This is a genomic window from Streptomyces sp. 7N604 (assembly GCF_052245475.1).
Classification (GTDB): Bacteria; Actinomycetota; Actinomycetes; order Streptomycetales; family Streptomycetaceae; genus Streptomyces.
This window is the reverse complement of sequence record NZ_JBQQBX010000001.1, coordinates 160,014-176,614: the sequence shown is the minus strand read 5'-3', so window position 1 is coordinate 176,614 and position 16,601 is coordinate 160,014. Positions and strand designations below refer to the sequence as shown.

Here is a 16,601-nt window from a genome sequence, read left to right as displayed (position 1 = left end):
GCAGGGAACACGGGCGGGAGGAAGAGGAAGCCGCCGCGCCTGTACTTCTCGCTGCGCAGCCCCTTCAGCTGGATGGCGGTGCGCCGGCTCGAGGAACGCCTCCCCCATGCCCAGGAACTCATCGAGTACATCCCCTTCTCCGAGCCGGACGCGCACAGCAGGGCCGAACTGGAGGCGCGCGGCGGCGAGTTCCACTACGTGGCGATGAGCAAGGCCAAGCACCTCTACATCCTGAGCGACACCAAGCGGCTCGCCGCGAAGTTCGGTTACGACATGAAGTGGCCCGTCGACAAGGGTGACGAGTGGTGGGATCTGCCGCATCTGGCCTGGTTCAAGGCCAGGGAACTCGGCGTGCAGCGCGCGTACTACGCGGCGGTGATGGCCGCTCGCTGGGAGCGCGGCGAGGACATCTGCGAGCGTGCCCGGCTGCGCCGCATCTGTGACGAGGCAGGGCTCGACGGGGCGACGCTGGTCGCCGCTCCGGAGGAGCCGCACATCCGCGAGCTGGGTGTGCAGGCGCTCATGCGGATCTACGAGGACGACGTCTTCGGTGTCCCGTACTTCAAGGCCGGTCGGCACCGGTTCTGGGGACTGGACCGGCTGGAGGGCTTCCTGACCGCGCTGGGCGACACGGGAGGGGGCCCGGCCCACCCAGTGGCGGGGATACCGCAGCCGGTGCTCGACAGGACCGGCTCCATGGACCAGGACACCGCGGGCGGCTGCGGCTGACGGCCGTTGCCCCGCCGACTGAAGGGTTGAGTGAAGTGACGGAACGACGTACGGCTATTGTCACGGGCGGCTCCCGGGGCATCGGGCGGGCTGTGGCCGTCCGGCTCGCCGCGGATGGCTACGACATCGCCTTCTGCTACCGCAGCGGCAACAGCGCGGCGGCTGAGACCGCGAGGCTCGTGCGCGAGAAGGGCGCGCAGGTCTACCACGCGGCCTGTGACGTCGCCGACCACGACGCCGTACGGGAATTTGTCGCGCAGGCCACCCAGCGACTCGGGAATGTCCATGCGCTCGTGAACTCGGCCGGCATCGTCAAGGACAACCCGATGGTGCTCATGCCGGTGGAGGACTGGCGCAGGGTCATCGACACCAACCTCAGCGGCACCTTCAACTTCTGCAGCAGCGTCGTCTTCAACTTCATGAAGCGCAAAGAGGGGGTCATCGTCAACGTCTCCTCCATAGCGGGCGTCGACGGCAACCCCACGCAGACCAACTACTCCGCGTCCAAGGCCGGCATCCAGGGCATGAGCAAGGCCCTGGCCAAGGAGGTCGCGCCGTACGGCATCCGGGTCAACGTGGTCGCGCCCGGCTTCATCGAGACGGACATGACGGCGGCGCTGCCGGAGCAGGTGCGGGCCAGGGCGCTCGAGGCGATCCCGATGCGGCGGAACGGCGAGGCCGCGGAGGTGGCCGAACTCGTCTCGTTCCTCGTATCGGAGAAGGCCGGATACCTCACCGGCGAGGTCATCAGGATCGACGGGGGTGTCACGCTGTGACCGGCGCCGACCGCATGTGGACCGCGGTCGGCACGTCGCACCTGTACGGCGAGGAACTGGCCCTGTACTCCTCGCGCTTCTCGGGTCCCGCCGCCACGCACTCCCAAGAGGGCCTGCCCGCCATGGCGTTCATCCACGGCCTGGAGGACGGGTGGGCCAACTGGACGCCGCTCGCCCGGCTGCTGGCCGACCGGTTCCGCTGCCATTCGGTGGAGCTGCCATGGCGGACTGGGAGCACGTACCGGTGGCGGGCCCGCGCCACGGCCGCCCAGTGGGTCGAAGCCGGTCTGGGCCTGGTTCCCGAGCCGGTTTCGGTGCTCGTGGCCCACTCACTGGGAGCCAACTCGGTCCTGCAGTGGCTCGCCACCGGGGTGCAGCCGCGGTACGACGCGATCGTGCTGCTCTCACCGTTCTACCGGTCGCCATCGCTGACGGTGAACTGGGGGCTGATGGGCGGTTTCCGGGAGGACTTCGAGTCCGTGATGAAGGCGGGGTTGCGCGCCCGGCTGGGTGCCCGAGCCGAAACGATGGACCCGGGCCTTTTCGACGGCATGGCACAGAAAGCACTGGACCGCATCGGACCGCAGGGCTTCCTCGCACTGCTGGACCAGTACGTTTCGGCATCCGACCTCCCGCTGTCCCATGTCACGGTCCCCACCTTGGTCATCGCGGGCGATCAGGACCCCGGAATCGCCGGGGACCGGGCGGAGGCGCTCATCGCGGACATGCCCGGGGCGGAGCTTCACCTGGATCCGCGGCTCGCACACTTCTGCCAGGTGGCACAGCCGGACATCGTGGCTGATCTGATCTGCGCCTTCGCTCGAACCTGATCGGACGACGAGGTGCTCGGCTCGTCTTGGTCCGGTTCCCCGAATGTCGCTATGACTGCGGATCGGGCACCGGCCACACCCTTGGGGGTCGTCGGCGCGGGAGACGCGGTGTCTCCGGCCAGCGTTTTGACCATGTTCATGATCGCAGTGATCTGTTTGCCGCTCTTCTCGGCGTAGTGGGTGTCGCCGCCGTAGGCCCACCAGTTCCAGCAGCCGCGCGGGTTGTCGCTTGCGGTCGTGGCCTGCGGGTACAGGACGATCATGTCGTTGGTGTCGGCGTATTCGTTCAGGTAGGCCTGGCCCATGAACGTGTTCCCGATCAGGCCGTAGTACTGGTAGCAGCCGTGGAGGGCGACCATGAGCTTGCATGAGCCGGACCCGCAGGACTGCGGGACGTAGGCGAACCCCTCGTTGCCCATGCTGATCGCGGCCGCACTGCCGCCCGGCGCGTAGCTGTTCTGGTCGAACTGGATGAGTTTGCCGTTCAGCGGGGCGCCGGCGGCGGGCTTCACGGTGCCGAAGAGGTGGGTGAGCATGTCCTTTTCGGGGTCGGTGCCGCAGTTGTTCATGTAGGGCGCGGCGGTGGAGGAGCAGGGGACCTCTCCGAGCGGGCTGACCCAGCCGTGCCCGGCGCTGGAGGTCGTGTCGTAGGAGACGTCGGCGCCGAAGTCTCGGTAGTACGTGGCCAGATCGTCGTTGACTGCCCGGTCGACGGTCCGGTCGGAGCTGCCGTGGTAGAGCCAGACCGGGTCCCCCGACAGGTTCGCGACCGGGTCCAGACTGCCGGCCGTCGCGCGGTCGCGGGTCTCCTGCTCCAGCTGGGCCGGGGTCTTGCGGGGCAGGTAGGTGTCCATGCACGCGTAGAGCGCGGTGTTGAGGTTGCCCTGCGAGCAGTCGTACGCGCCGGCGGTGAAGATGCCGGCGCCCTTGAAGACACCGGAGTGGGCGACGTGCAGCTGGTTGGCCATGTATCCGCCGGACGAAACCCCCGACACGTAGACCGAGTTGATGTCGTACTGCTGCAGGGACCCCGGAGTGGGGTCGGGGACCTCGGCCACGGCGCTGGTGCCCGTGGTCGCCGTCACCAGGCCGAGGGCCGCTGTCATCGTCAGGAGCGTCCGTTTGAACCTCATTCATGTCTCCAGGTAGGGGGTGGGTCCGCCATCCTGGAGGCTCTCGGTGTACGTGACGACGTGGGGCTCCGACTCATCCCGAGGCTCCGGCCTGGTGTACGACACCATTGTCCGAAGGCGAGTTCGGCCGGCGGTGTGGTCCCGGGTGTGACATGTGGCCGCCTGCGGGTCATACCGAGCGCGCGGTGTGACCCGTGCACATGGTCAAGCCCGGTTGACTCCGGAAGGGTGAGGCTTGCTGCCGGAGAGACCGCAACGTCACAGAGTTGTGAGGCAACATCCGAGGGATGTGAGGTGACATCCCGAGAAAGAGCGACGCAATACGTCTCCGCCCTTCGCCCGCCAATTTCCTTCGGCGCGCGAGGACTTTCTGCCTGCCTATGACACAGACGTCAACATATGACGCACCGGCGAGATAACCCATACGTGTCACGGTCATGATCCACACGTGAAAACGCCGGACGTGGGAGGTCCGGACCAAGGCGGGCAGGCGTCAACCACCACCAACGCGGGGAGCATGGTTACCTGTTGACTATCCGGTAATGCCGTCGCTAATTTCGGCAGCGCGCCGCCGATCCGGGCATCGCTCCGGGCAGGAATCCCCAAGCCCGAACACCCAAGCGTATGCCCGAATTATCTCCCTTTCCCCCCACTGCACCACCAAATTTTTCGGAGATTACATGACCTCCGCTGCGCACCTCGACGACCTTGTCATCGGAATCAGCCCATTCGGCGAACCGGACGCCAGACTCGTCACCGCGGTCAGCCGCGCCGGCGGGCTCGGCGTGCTTGACCTCGGTACGGGCGACCGGCAGGCCCAGGAAGCGCTGGAGCGCATCCGCAGCTGGACGGCCGGTGGTCGGTACGGGGTCCGGGTAGCCCCCGGCTGCCGGCTCACGCCCGCGGACCTCCCCGTGGGTCCCACCCAGGACGGCGGCACCAGAGCGCACACGGTGGTGCTCGGCGTCGATTCTCCATGGGCGGTTCGCGACATCGCAGGCCCTTACCGGGTGCTGGCCGAGGTCACCGGCCTGGACGAGGCCCTCGCCGCCGTTCAGGCGGGGGCCCACGGCCTGATCGCCCGGGGCAGCGAGAGCGGCGGCCGGATCGGAGAACTCGGTACCTTCGTCCTCCTCCAGCAGCTGCTCGGCGAGCGGGCGTTAGCCGTACCGGTCTGGGCCTGCGGCGGCATCGGTCCGCGGACGGCCGCGGCTGCCGTGGCCGGCGGAGCGGCCGGGGTCGTCCTGGACACCCAGCTGGCACTGCTCGCCGAATCCGGCCTCCCGGAGGAGGCGGCCTCCGCGATCCGTGCCATGGACGGCTCGGAGACCACCGTGCTCGGCGGCCACCGGGTGCTCCAGCGCCGCGGTCCCGGCGCCGCGCCTCCCACCGCCGACCGTGCGGACGGGCACGGCGGACAGGGCGCCGACGGCCCGGAGTCCGCCCGTATCGCCGCCCTGCTCGGGGTGCGCGACCTGCGCACCCGGCTGCTCCCCGTGGGCCAGGACGGCTTCCTCGCCGCGCGCTTCGCCGAGCGCTGGCATGACGTCGGCCGGACCGTCCGGGCCATGGCCGACGCCGTACGGGACGCGGTACGGGACGACTCGGGCGCCTCGGCGCTCCGTCCCGGCGCGCCGATGTGCGGCACGCTCGGCACCCGGCTGCCGATCGCACAGGGCCCCATGACCAGGGTCAGCGACCAGGCAGGGTTCGCCTCCGCCGTCGCCGCGGACGGCGCTCTGCCGTTCATCGCGCTCGCCCTGGCCGGGCGCGAGCAGGCGCGCACCATGCTGGAGGAAGCCGGAGCCGTCCTCGCCGGACGGCCCTGGGGGGTCGGCGTGCTCGGCTTCGCCCCGGATGAGGTCAGGAACGCCCAGCTCGAGGCCATACGGGAGGCCCGCCCCAGCCACGCCATCGTTGCCGGTGGACGGCCCTCCCAGGCCGAGGCCCTGGAGAGGGACGGGATCACGACATTCCTGCACGTTCCCTCGCCGGGGCTGCTCCGCCAGTTCCTGGCGGCCGGTGCCCGCCGATTCGTCTTCGAGGGCTCCGAGTGCGGCGGTCATGTCGGCCCGCGGAACAGCTTCCCGCTCTGGGAGGCGCAGATCGCGGTGATCGAGGACTTCCTGGACAGCGGCAGCAACAGCAACAGCGGCAGCGACGTCGAGGGTGACGGCAGCGGTGGCGGCAGCAGTGCGCCCGGCCGGATCGAGTTCTTCTTCGCCGGCGGAGTCCACGACGAGCGGTCCGCCGCGATGGTCGCCGCGCTCGCCGCCCCGCTGACGCGGCGCGGCGTCGCCGTGGGCCTGCTGATGGGCACCGCCTACCTCTTCACCGAGGAGGCGGTGGTCCACGGCGCCGTACAGCCGCTCTTCCAGCGTCAGGTGGTGTCGGCGCGGCGCACCGCGCTGCTCGAGACCGCCCCGGGGCACGCCACCCGGTGTGTGCCCAGCCCCTTCACCGACAGCTACCGCGCCGTCAAGGAGCGGCTGCAGGAGCAGGGAGTGCCTGACCGGCAGCGCTGGGAGAGTCTGGAGCGGCTCAACGTCGGCCGGTTGCGGGTCGCCAGTAAGGGGGCGGAGCGCGGCGCGGACGGGGAGTTGGTGCCGGTCGACGAGGACCGCCAGCTCACCGAGGGCATGTTCATGGCCGGACAGGTCGCTGTGCTGCGCTCGGACACCACCACCATCAGCGGGCTGCACCGGTCGGTCGCCTCGGCGGCCGCGGACTTCCTCACCGCAAGCGCGGCGGCGCTCCGCGAGCGGCTGGGTGAGGGTACGGCCGGGGAGCGCGCCGAACCGGGAGCCCCCGCGCCGCTGGACGTGGCCGTGGTCGGCATGGCCTGCATGTTCCCGCAGGCTCCCGACCTCGCCTCCTTCTGGGCCAATGTCCTCGGCGGCATCGACGCCGTCACCGACGTGCCCGCCGAGCGATGGGATCCGGCCGTCCACTACTCGGCGGACAGGCACGCCAGGACCGGCACGGGCAACAGGACTCCCGGCACCGGCGTCAAGGACGGCGGCAGCGGCGCGACGAACTCCAAGTGGGGCGGCTTCCTGCCGCCGATCCCCTTCGATCCGCTGCGCTACGGCATCCCGCCGGCCTCACTGAGCAGCATCGAACCGGTACAGCTGCTCGCGCTGGAAGCCGCCGCCCGGGCTCTGCACGACGCCGGATACGGCGACCGGGACGGGCGGACCTTCGATCGCTCCCGTACCTCCGTCGTCTTCGGCGCCGAAGCGGGCAGCGACCTGTCCAGCGCCCAGACGCTGCGCGCCGTCCTGCCGTCCTACCTCGGCACGGTGCCGCAGGGCCTGGCAGCACAGCTGCCCGCGCTCACCGAGGACTCTTTCCCCGGCATGCTCGCCAACGTCATCTCCGGGCGGATCGCCAACCGGCTCGATCTCGGCGGCGCCAACTACACCGTGGACGCGGCGTGCGCGTCGTCGCTGGCCGCCGTCGACGTCGCCTGCAAGGAACTGGTCACCGGGACCAGCGACGTCGTCCTGTGCGGCGGAGCCGACCTGCACAACGGCATCAACGACTACATGCTCTTCTCCTCGGTGCACGCGCTGTCCCCGACCGGCCGCTCCCGCACGTTCGACAGCTCGGCGGACGGCATCGCGCTCGGCGAGGGCGTCGCCTGCGTGGTGCTCAAGCGGCTGGCCGACGCCGAACGGGACGGCGACCGCATCTACGGCGTGATCAAGGGCGTAGGAAGCTCCAGCGACGGGCGGTCGCTCGGCCTGACGGCACCGCGCCCCGAGGGCCAGCGGGCCGCCCTGGAGCGCGCCTACCGCAACGCCCGCGTCTCGCCCTCCGACGTCGGCCTGGTGGAGGCCCACGGCACCGGTACGGTCGTCGGCGACCGTACCGAACTGACCGTCCTCAGCGCGGTGTTCACCGACGCCGGGGCCGGGCCAGGGCGCTGTGCGCTGGGCTCCGTCAAGTCCCAGATCGGCCACACCAAGTGCGCCGCCGGGCTGGCCGGCCTGGTCAAGACCGTGCTGGCGCTGCATACCGGTGTCAAGCCGCCGACCCTCCACCTGAAACAGCCGAACGCCGCCTGGGAGCCGGGGAGCAGCCCCTTCTCCTTCCATACCGAGGCCCGTCCCTGGGCGGCGCCACCGGCCGAACGGATCGCTGGAGTCAGCGCGTTCGGCTTCGGCGGCACCAACTTCCATGTGGTGCTGGCGGCCCACGACGGCGGGGCGCCGCCGTCCCACGGCCTCGACGCGTGGCCCGCCGAGCTGTTCACCTTCCGCGGCGCCGACCGCGCGGCGGCAAACCGCGCCGTCGAGGAAACGCTGAAGACGGCCACGGCGAACGACGCGGCCGGGCGGCCCTGGCGGCTGCGCGACCTCGCGCTGGCCGCCTCCCGCCGCTCCGACACCAGCCACGAGCCCGTACAAGCAGCCGTGGTGGCCACACGCCTCGACGGGCCGGGCGGCCTGGTTGGGCAGCTGCGGCGGGTGCTGGCGGGCGAACACGATCCCGCCGCAGGAGTCCACCTCGCCGGTGCGGAACAGCAATCCGGCGGTACGACGGACAGCTCGGGACCGGGGACGGAAGTGCGGGCGGAACCGGGTCCCGGCAAGGTCGCCTTCCTCTTCCCCGGCCAAGGCAGCCAGCGGCCCGGCATGTTCGCGGAGCTGTTCGTCGCCTTCCCCGAACTCCAGCACCTCCTCGAACTCGGCCGTACGTACACGGATGTGCTCTACCCGCCGGCCGCCTTCGACGAGTCCGCGAAGGCGCGGCAGCAGGCCGGGATCACCGACACCCGGATTGCGCAGCCGACCCTCGGAATCGTCGGGCTGGCCGCGTACTCCCTGCTCACATCGGCCGGTGTACGGCCCGACATGGCAGCCGGGCACAGCTACGGAGAGCTGGTCGCGCTCTGCGCGGCGGGCGCCTTCACCCCACGCGACCTGCTGGAGCTGAGTGCCCAGCGAGCGGCCTCGATCCTGGAGGCCGCGGGGGAGGAGCAGGGCACCATGGCCGCGGTGGCGGCCGGGGCCGAAGACGTTGAGCGGGTTCTGTACGAGGCAGGGCTCGCCGGCCGGGTCGTCCTCGCCAACCGCAACGCGCCCCGGCAGACCGTGGTCTCCGGTCCGGAGCAGGCGGTGGGCACCGCGGTGCAGCTGTTGCGGGAGGCGGGGTACGGAGCCAAACGGATTCCGGTGGCCTGCGCCTTCCACAGCCCGCTGGTCGCCGGCGCCGGGGACCGGTTCGCCAAGGTCCTGGCGAGCCGACCGGTGATGGTGCCGGAGTTCCCGGTCTGGGCCAACCGCACCGCGGCCGTGCACGGCGACGCTCCGGACGCGCTCCGCGCGGAACTCGCCGCCCAGATCGGGGCGCCGGTCCTCTTTGCCCCGCAGATCGAGGCCATGTACGAGGCGGGGGCCAGGGTCTTCGTCGAGGCAGGGCCCGGCAGGGTGCTCACCCGGCTGGTCGGGGAGATCCTCGGCGACCAGCCGCACCGCGCCGTCGCCTGCGAGGGGCGGCGAGGTCACTCCGGCGGCGTGCGCGGCCTTCTCGACGCCCTTGCTCAACTGGCCGTCGCCGGGCTGCCCGTGCGTACCGGCTGGATGTTCCGTGACCGCGACGCCGTGGACGCGGGGCGCACCGCGCCGCCGAAGCGGCCCGGCTGGACGGTCGACGGCCAGCTGGTCCGTACGGCTGCCGGTGAACTCCTTCCCGGTGCGCTGGCACCGGCTCGACGTGTCATGGAGGCGAGTGTGAGCCAGGCGGAGCGGGCAGGCGGCACGCAGGGCGACGGGGACGCTCTGGTCTCCGAATTCCTCAAGGCCAGCCGGGAGATGGTCGCCGCGCAGCGGGACGTGCTCCTCAGCTACTTCGCAGCCGCGCCGGGCGGCCGGCCCGCGGCGCCGGCTGCGCTCGCCGCGTCCGCACCCGCTGTGTCCGCACCCGCATTCCAGGCGCAGCCGGTGTCCGGCGAGCCTCCGCACGGCATCACTCCGCAACCCGCACCCGCAGCGGTCCCCGCACCCGCAGCGGTCCCCGCACCCGCAGCGGTGCCCGCTCCCGTCGCGGTCACCGAGGACGAGGTGCTGCGGGTGGTCTCCGAGATCATCAGCGAACGCACCGGATACCCCGTCGACATGATCGAGCCCGACCTCGACCTCGAAGCCGACCTCAGCATCGACTCGATCAAACGGGCGGAGATCGCGGGTGAACTCGCCGAGCGTCTGGGTGTGGCCGGTACGGGTGCCGCGGCCCTCGGTGACGAGGAGCTGGAAGAGCTGGCGAAGGCCCGTACCGCCGCCGCCGTCACCTCCTGGCTGACCGGACGGCCGGCCGCCCCCGCCGTCCCGCAGTCCGCCCCTGAAACCGCCGCCCCGCCCGCGGCGGCACGGCAGGAGCCGCCTCCCATGAGCGGCGAGGCCCCCAGGCGGCTCCGGCTCCGGCCCGTGTCACTGGGCGATCCGGGCCGCGCCGCCGATCCCGGGTCCGTACTGGGCGGCAAGCGCTTCGTCCTGCTCGGGGACGGCGACGGAGCGGCTGACGCGGTGTCGGACCGGCTGGCCGCGTACGGCGCCGAGGCGCTGGCCGTATCCGCCGGGCATCTGCTCACCGAACAGGACGGCCCGGTGGACGGAGTGATGCTGCTCGACCCGCTGGCCGGCATCGGCGCACCGGTACTGCCCGAGGCGTTTCCCGTGGTCCAGGCGGCTTTGCGGCGCGGCCCGCGCTGGCTGTTGGCCGCCCGTCCGGCGGAGCCGCAGAGCCTCCGTGCGGCCGGGCTGCACGGGCTGTTCCGCACGGTGGCCAGGGAGTACCCGCAGACCGTGGCCAGGGTGGTGGACATCCTCGCCCCCGAAGCCCCCGAAGCCCCCGAAGCCCCCGAAGCCCCCGAAGCCCCCGAAGCCCCCGAAGCCCCCGAAGTTCCCCAAGTCCTCGAAGTCCTTGAGGCTCCCGAAGCCCCCGGCCTCACGCCCGCCGTCGTCGCCGACGCGCTGCTCGGCGAACTGCTCGCCCCCGACGGCCCGCCGGTTGTGGTGCGCAGCGCCGCCGGCCGGCACGGTCTGGAGCTGATGGAGAGCGGACTCGGCGTCCTCGGTTCCTCAGGCGCCGGCCCCGCGGGGGACGGAGCGGCGGAGGCCGCGGCCATCGGCCTCGACCGCGACTCCGTGGTCGTCCTGGCCGGCGGGGGACGGGGCATCACCGCGCGATTTGCCGCCACCCTCGCGGCAGCCGCCCGCTGCCGGATCGAGCTGCTGGGCCGCACCCCCGAGCCCGTCGGGCCCGAGGATCCGTCCACCGCCGGGGCCCGCGACGAGGCCGCCTTGCGCGCGGCTCTCGCCGCCCAGGGCAGCCGGACGCCCGCCGAGATCCAGCGGACCGCCGCCCGGATCCTGGCACAGCGCGAGGTGGCCGCCACGGTGGAGGAGGCGCGGAGCCTCGGCGGGCAAGTCCGGTACCGCTCGGTGGACTTCCGGGAGCCCGATGCGGTGCGCCAGGCGGTGAAGGGGATTCACGCCGACCACGGCCGGCTGGACGGCGTCGTCTACGCGGCGGGCGTCATCGAGGACCGGCTGATCGAGGAGAAGTCCGCCGAGTCGTTCCAGCGGGTCTTCGATACGAAGGCGGGTGGCGCGAGCACGCTGCTGGAGGCGCTGGAACAACTGCCGGACGGGCCGTCCTTCGCCGTGCTCTTCGGCAGCATCTCCGCCGTGCTCGGCAACCGCGGCCAGGTGGACTACGCGGCGGCCAACGACGTACTGGAAGCCCTGGGCACACAGTGGGCGGCCCGTACCGGCCGCCGGGCGCTGACCGTGCACTGGGGCCCGTGGGCTCCTGCGGGTTCGCACACCGGCATGGTCACCCCGGAGCTCGGGCGCGAGTACGCGCGGCGCGGTATCAAACTCATCGATCCCGAGGAGGGAACGCTCGCGCTGCTGCGGGAGCTCGCCTGGGGCGACGAGTCGGCCCGTGCCGTCGTCTACACGGCATCGGGATGGTGACCGTGGCGGACGGGAGGACGGCCGGCCGGATGCCCCCGGTCGCCATCGTCGGCATGGCGGTTCTGCTGCCCGGCGCCCCCGACCTGGCGGCGTACTGGCGGAATCTGGTGAGCGGCGCTGATGCGATCACCGACGTCCCGGCCGGGCGGTGGGACGCCGATTTCTACGATCCGGACGGCGGGCGCGGTCCGGCCGCGGCCGACCGGGTGTACTGCCGACGGGGCGGGTTCGTCGACGAGTTCGCCGAGGTGGAGGTCACCCGGTTCGGGATCATGCCCGCCACGGTGTCCGGCACCGAGCCCGACCAGCTGATCGCGCTGAACGTGGCCGCCGCTGCCGTCGCCGACGCGGGCGGCGAGGAGCGGCTGCCCGACCGGCACCGGGTGGGTGTGGTGCTGGGTCGCGGCGGCTACCTCACCCCCGGCCTCGTCCGGCTCGACCAGCGGGTGCGCACGGCCCGGCAGCTCGTACGCACCCTCGGCGAGCTGCTGCCCGGCCTCGGGTCCGACCAACTGGAGCGCGTCCACGCGGCCTTCACCGACCAGCTCGGCCCCGACCATCCCGAAGCGGCCATCGGTCTTGTGCCCAACCTGGCCGCCTCGCGTGTGGCCAACCGGCTCGACCTGCGCGGCCCGGCGTACACCGTGGACGCCGCCTGCGCCTCGTCGCTCGTCGCGGTCGACCAGGCTGTGGGAGAGCTGGCCTCCGGCCGGTGCGACGTGATGCTGGCGGGCGGCGTGCACCACTGCCACGACATCACCCTGTGGAGTGTCTTCTCGCAGCTCCGCGCGCTGTCGCCGAGCCAGCGGATCAGGCCCTTCCACCGAGGGGCCGACGGAATCCTGATCGGCGAGGGCACCGGCGTCGTCGTGCTCAAACGGCTCGCCGACGCGGAACGGGACGGGGACCGGGTCTACGCGGTCATCCGGGGTACCGGGGTGGCCGGTGACGGCCGTGCCGCGAGCCTGGTCAGCCCGGACCCGGGTGGTCAGGCGCGGGCGGTACGGCAGGCGTGGCGGGCGGCCGGCCTCGACCCGCGGGAGCCGGGCTCGATCGGGCTGCTGGAGGCGCACGGCACGGCGACGCCGACCGGCGACGCGGCCGAACTGGCCACCCTGGCCGCGGTGTTCGGCACCGACGCCACTCGCGGCACCGGCGGCACCGACCTCACCGGCGGCGACACCACCCACGACCGGGCCGTGATCGGGTCGGTGAAGTCGATGATCGGCCACACGATGCCGGCCGCCGGGGTGGCCGGCCTGGTCAAGGCCGCCCTGGCGGTCCATCACGGACTGCTGCTGCCCACCCTGCACTGCGACGACCCGCACCCCGCGCTGGCGCCCACCCGGTTCCGTACGATCGACAAGGCCGTGCCGTGGGAGACCGGCCCGGACCGGCCCGTACGCCGCGCCGCGGTGAACGCCTTCGGCTTCGGTGGGATCAACGCCCATGTGGTGCTGGAGCCCGCACCCGCGGCCGCCGCGCCGGGGCCCGCCCCGGCCGTACCCGCGGCCGCCGTACCTGGGGCACCCGTACCCAGGGCACCCGTACCCAGGGCCGCCGTGACCGAGCCGGAGCGCGTCCTGGCCCTGGCCGCCGACACTCCGGAGCAGCTGGCCGGGCTGCTCGCGGCGGACGACTCCGGCGTGCTCGCCACCGCGTCCGCGCGGCCCGACGACGCGCGGCGCAGCAGGCTCGGCATCGTCGACCCGACTGCCAAGCGGCTGGCCCTGGCCAGACGCATGGTGGCCAAGGGCCGCCCCTGGCGCGGCCGCAACGACATCTGGTTCACGCCCCGTCCGCTGCTCGGCGCCTGCGACCACAGCGACCCCGGCGACCCGGGCAAGCTCGCCTTCGTCTTCCCCGGCCTCGAGGGGGAGTTCGAGCCCCGGGTGGACGGCGTCGCCGAATACTTCGGGCTTTCCGGTCCCGCTGCCGACCGCTCCGTCGGGCAGGTGCGGGTCGGCGACATCGGCCGGCACGGGGCCGGCGTCTTCGGCGTCGGCCGCCTCCTGGACGGCGCGCTGCGGCGGATGGGAGTCGTGCCGGACGCGGTGGCAGGGCACAGCGTCGGCGAGTGGACCGCGATGGCGGCGGGCGGACTGTACTCCGGTGACGCGGTAGACGACTTCCTCGACTCCTTCGACCCCGACGCGCTACGCGTGCCCGGCCTTGCCTTCGCCGTCCTGGGCGCTCCCGCCGAGCGGGTGCTGGCCGCCCTCCGGGAGCGTACGGACGACCGCGTCGTGCTCTCCCACGACAACGCGCCGAACCAGTCGATGGTGTGCGGACCCGAGGCCCCCGTCGAGGAGTTCGTGCGAGCGATGCGTGCCGAGGGGGTGATCGCACAGGTCCTGCCGTTTCAGTCGGGCTTCCACACGCCGATGCTGGCCCCCTGCCTGGGGCCGATCAGGGCCGTCGCGGAACGGTTCGAGCTGTTCCCGCCGGCCGTCCCCGTGTGGTCGGGGACGACGGCCTCCCCGTATCCGCCGACCGAGGCCGGGGTGCGCGAGCTGTTCGTGCGGCACCTGCTGGAGCCGGTGCGCTTCCGGCTTCTGACGCTGGCCATGTACGAGGCGGGCTTCCGGGCGTTCGTACAGGTCGGCACCGGACAGCTGACCTCGCTCATCGGCGACACCCTGAACGGCAGGGAACACCTCGCCGTGGCCGCGAACTCGCCGCGCCGCGACGGTGTCGCGGGGCTCCGCCGGGTGGCCACCGCCCTGTGGACGGAGGGCGCGACCGTGGACCCGTCGCTGCCCCGTCCCGCCGCGGGGCATGGAGCGGTACGTTCCGCCCGGCCCGCGGCTGCCGCGCGACCGCCGGTGCGGCTCGACCTGGGGGGTGCGCTGATCTCCCTCGACGGGCCCGGCGTGGCGATCCTGCGCGGCGAACTCGCGTCCCACTCGGCGGACCTGACCCCTGATCGTGGACCGGAGTCGGCGCTCGCGCTGGACGCTTTTGCGGAGCGCTTCCCGGTGGCGGCCGAGCTCGGGGCGCTGCTGCGGGAGACGGCCGATACGGCCGCCGAGCTGATCGCGGCATCCGGCCGGCTCCCGTCCGCTCCCGAACCTCCGGCGGCCGCCGAGCCCGTGGCTTCCTCCGGCGGTGCGGCGGCGTCCCCGCCGACGGGGCTGACCGCACCCCGGGCGGAGGCGGCGGGCCCGGCCCGCGAGTGGCGCACCGTCCTGCGGGTTTCCACCGACGCCATGCCGTACCTGCGCGACCACTGCTTCTTCCAGCAGCGGCCCGGCTGGCCCGACGAGGCGGACCGATGGCCTGTCGTCCCGGCCACCACGATCGTCCAGCACCTCATGGACTCGGCGGAGCAGGCCATGCCCACGCTGCGGGCCGTCGGCGTGCACAGCGCCCGGTTCGACCAGTGGGTGACCGCCACACCGCCCACCGATGTGCCGGTCACCGTGACGCCGTCGCCCGACGCCTCGGACCGGTTCGCCGTCGCCTTCGGCCGCAGCGCGCGCGGCGAGGTGGAACTCGCGCCCCGGTACGCGGACATCCGCCCGGCCCCGTGGCGTACGGACCCGGCCGCCGAGCGCATTCCCGACCACAGCGCGGCCGAGCTCTACAGCGAGCGATGGATGTTCCACGGCCCGGCGTTCCAGGGCATCACGGAGATCACCGCGATGGGGGAGCGGCACGTACGCGGAAGGATCACCACGCCGCCCGCGCCCGGCGCGCTGCTGGACAACGTCGGCCAGCTCCTCGGTTACTGGATCATGGCGACCCGCACCGAGCGGACGGTGGTCTTCCCCGTCGGCATACGGCATCTGCGCTTCTTCGGTCCGCACCCGCGCCCCGGCACCGAGGTGGAGTGCCTGGTCAGGATCGCCTCGCTGACGGACGCCGTACTCGAAGCCGATGTGCAGCTCGTCGCGGACGGCGAGGTGTGGGCGGAACTCACCGGCTGGCAGGACCGCCGTTTCGACAACCATCCCGAGACCAGAGCGGTGGAGCGCTTCCCTCAGCGCAGCACACTGTCCAGGCCGCGGCCCGGCGGCTGGGTCCTGCTGCACGAGCGCTGGCCGGACCTGGCCTCCCGCGAGCTGATCATGCGCAACCATCTGGGCGGCGCCGAGCGGGCCGAGTACGAGCGCCGTCCGCCGCGCGGGCGCAGGCAGTGGCTGCTCGGCCGGATCGCGGCCAAGGACGCCGTGCGGCAGTGGCTCTGGGAGCGGGGAGAGGGCCCGGTCTTCCCCGCCGAGATCCAGGTGCGCAACGACGAACACGGCCGCCCGTACGCCACCGGCATCCACGGCCGGACGCTGCCGGAGTTGGCCCTCTCGCTCGCGCACCGGGCGGAGGCCGGGGTGGCGCTGGTGGTGCAGCGCCCACCCGGTCACCACACGGGCCACCACGGCGGGCCGGGCCCCGGCATCGACATCGAGGAGATCGCCGACCGCGACCAGCAGACCCTCACCGTCGCCTTCGCGGAGCCGGAGCGGAAACTCCTCGCCGCGGTGTGCGCCGCCACTGGTGAGTCGGAGGCACGGTGGGCCACGGCCTTCTGGGCGGCGAAGGAAGCCGTCGCGAAGGCGGAGGGCACCGGCTTCCTCGGCCGGCCGCGGGACTTCGCCGTGGTCGCGGCGGAACCGGAACGGCTCCTGGTCGAGGTGGCCGCGGCGGGCGAACGGCCGCAGCGCCGCTACCGGGTGCACAGCACATGGACGGTCAACCCTCCGGGGCTGCCGAGCAGGGACTACGCCGTGGCCTGGACGACCGGCCCGGCAGACGAGACCGAGGAGACCGATCAGTGACCAGCAGCGAGCGGACCGCCCCGGCGCCCGCGGCGGACGAGCCGGCCGTCCTCGCGGACATCGCCGGGATGCTCGAGGCGATGCTCGACGAGTACGGCCTCGACGACATCGAGATCACCATGGAGACCCGCTTCACCGAGGACCTGGAGCTGGAGAGCATCGACCTGGTCACTCTGGGGGGCAGCCTGGAGGCCCGCTACGGGCGGCAGGTCAACTTCGCCGAGTTCGTGGCCGGTCTGGAGCTCGACGAGATCATCGGCCTCACGGTCGGACGACTCGTCGAGTACGTCGTGCGCAGCCTCAGGGCCGCGGAGGAGAGAAGCCTCAGCGCTGCCGAGGAGAGCAGCCTCATGGCTGCCGAGGGGAGCTGACC

Annotated in this window: 7 protein-coding genes; 6 read left to right on the top strand and 1 reads right to left on the bottom strand. The window is 72.5% G+C overall.

Annotation, left to right across the window (positions count from 1 at the left end; all coding sequences use genetic code 11):
- The first annotated feature begins 39 nt into the window (after positions 1 to 39).
- From ACTWP8_RS00770 to ACTWP8_RS00760, 3 genes are read left to right on the top strand one after another with little or no spacing between them, the layout of a single operon-like run.
- Positions 40 to 729: a 2-hydroxychromene-2-carboxylate isomerase gene (locus tag ACTWP8_RS00770; protein ID WP_443320436.1), complete on the top strand. Its 690-nt coding sequence runs from the start codon at positions 40 to 42 to the stop codon at positions 727 to 729.
- Positions 730 to 764: 35 nt separating this feature from the next.
- A complete protein-coding gene (gene fabG / locus ACTWP8_RS00765) occupies positions 765 to 1,505 on the top strand; it encodes a 3-oxoacyl-[acyl-carrier-protein] reductase (RefSeq protein WP_443320179.1) in 741 nt (246 codons plus the stop codon).
- Positions 1,502 to 2,335: an alpha/beta fold hydrolase gene (locus ACTWP8_RS00760; protein ID WP_443320178.1), complete on the top strand. Its 834-nt coding sequence runs from the start codon at positions 1,502 to 1,504 to the stop codon at positions 2,333 to 2,335. The genes fabG and ACTWP8_RS00760 overlap by 4 nt, the downstream gene beginning before the upstream one ends.
- Here ACTWP8_RS00760 and ACTWP8_RS00755 read toward each other — a convergent pair.
- Entirely contained in the window at positions 2,248 to 3,441 is a 1,194-nt protein-coding gene (locus ACTWP8_RS00755) for an extracellular catalytic domain type 2 short-chain-length polyhydroxyalkanoate depolymerase (RefSeq protein WP_443320177.1), read from the bottom strand. The two genes, ACTWP8_RS00760 and ACTWP8_RS00755, sit on opposite strands and share 88 nt — an antisense overlap.
- A gap of 707 nt (positions 3,442 to 4,148) precedes the next feature.
- Between ACTWP8_RS00755 and ACTWP8_RS00750 the strand changes: the two genes are divergently transcribed.
- From ACTWP8_RS00750 to ACTWP8_RS00740, 3 genes are all read left to right on the top strand, one after another.
- Entirely contained in the window at positions 4,149 to 11,453 is a 7,305-nt protein-coding gene (locus ACTWP8_RS00750) for an SDR family oxidoreductase (protein ID WP_443320176.1), read from the top strand.
- On the top strand, positions 11,447 to 16,228 hold the full coding sequence (locus ACTWP8_RS00745) for a beta-ketoacyl synthase N-terminal-like domain-containing protein (RefSeq protein ID WP_443320175.1): 4,782 nt from the start codon (positions 11,447 to 11,449) through the stop codon (positions 16,226 to 16,228). Before ACTWP8_RS00750 ends, ACTWP8_RS00745 begins: the two co-directional genes overlap by 7 nt.
- A gap of 68 nt (positions 16,229 to 16,296) precedes the next feature.
- Entirely contained in the window at positions 16,297 to 16,599 is a 303-nt protein-coding gene (locus tag ACTWP8_RS00740; protein WP_443320435.1) for an acyl carrier protein, read from the top strand.
- The last annotated feature ends 2 nt before the right edge of the window (positions 16,600 to 16,601 follow it).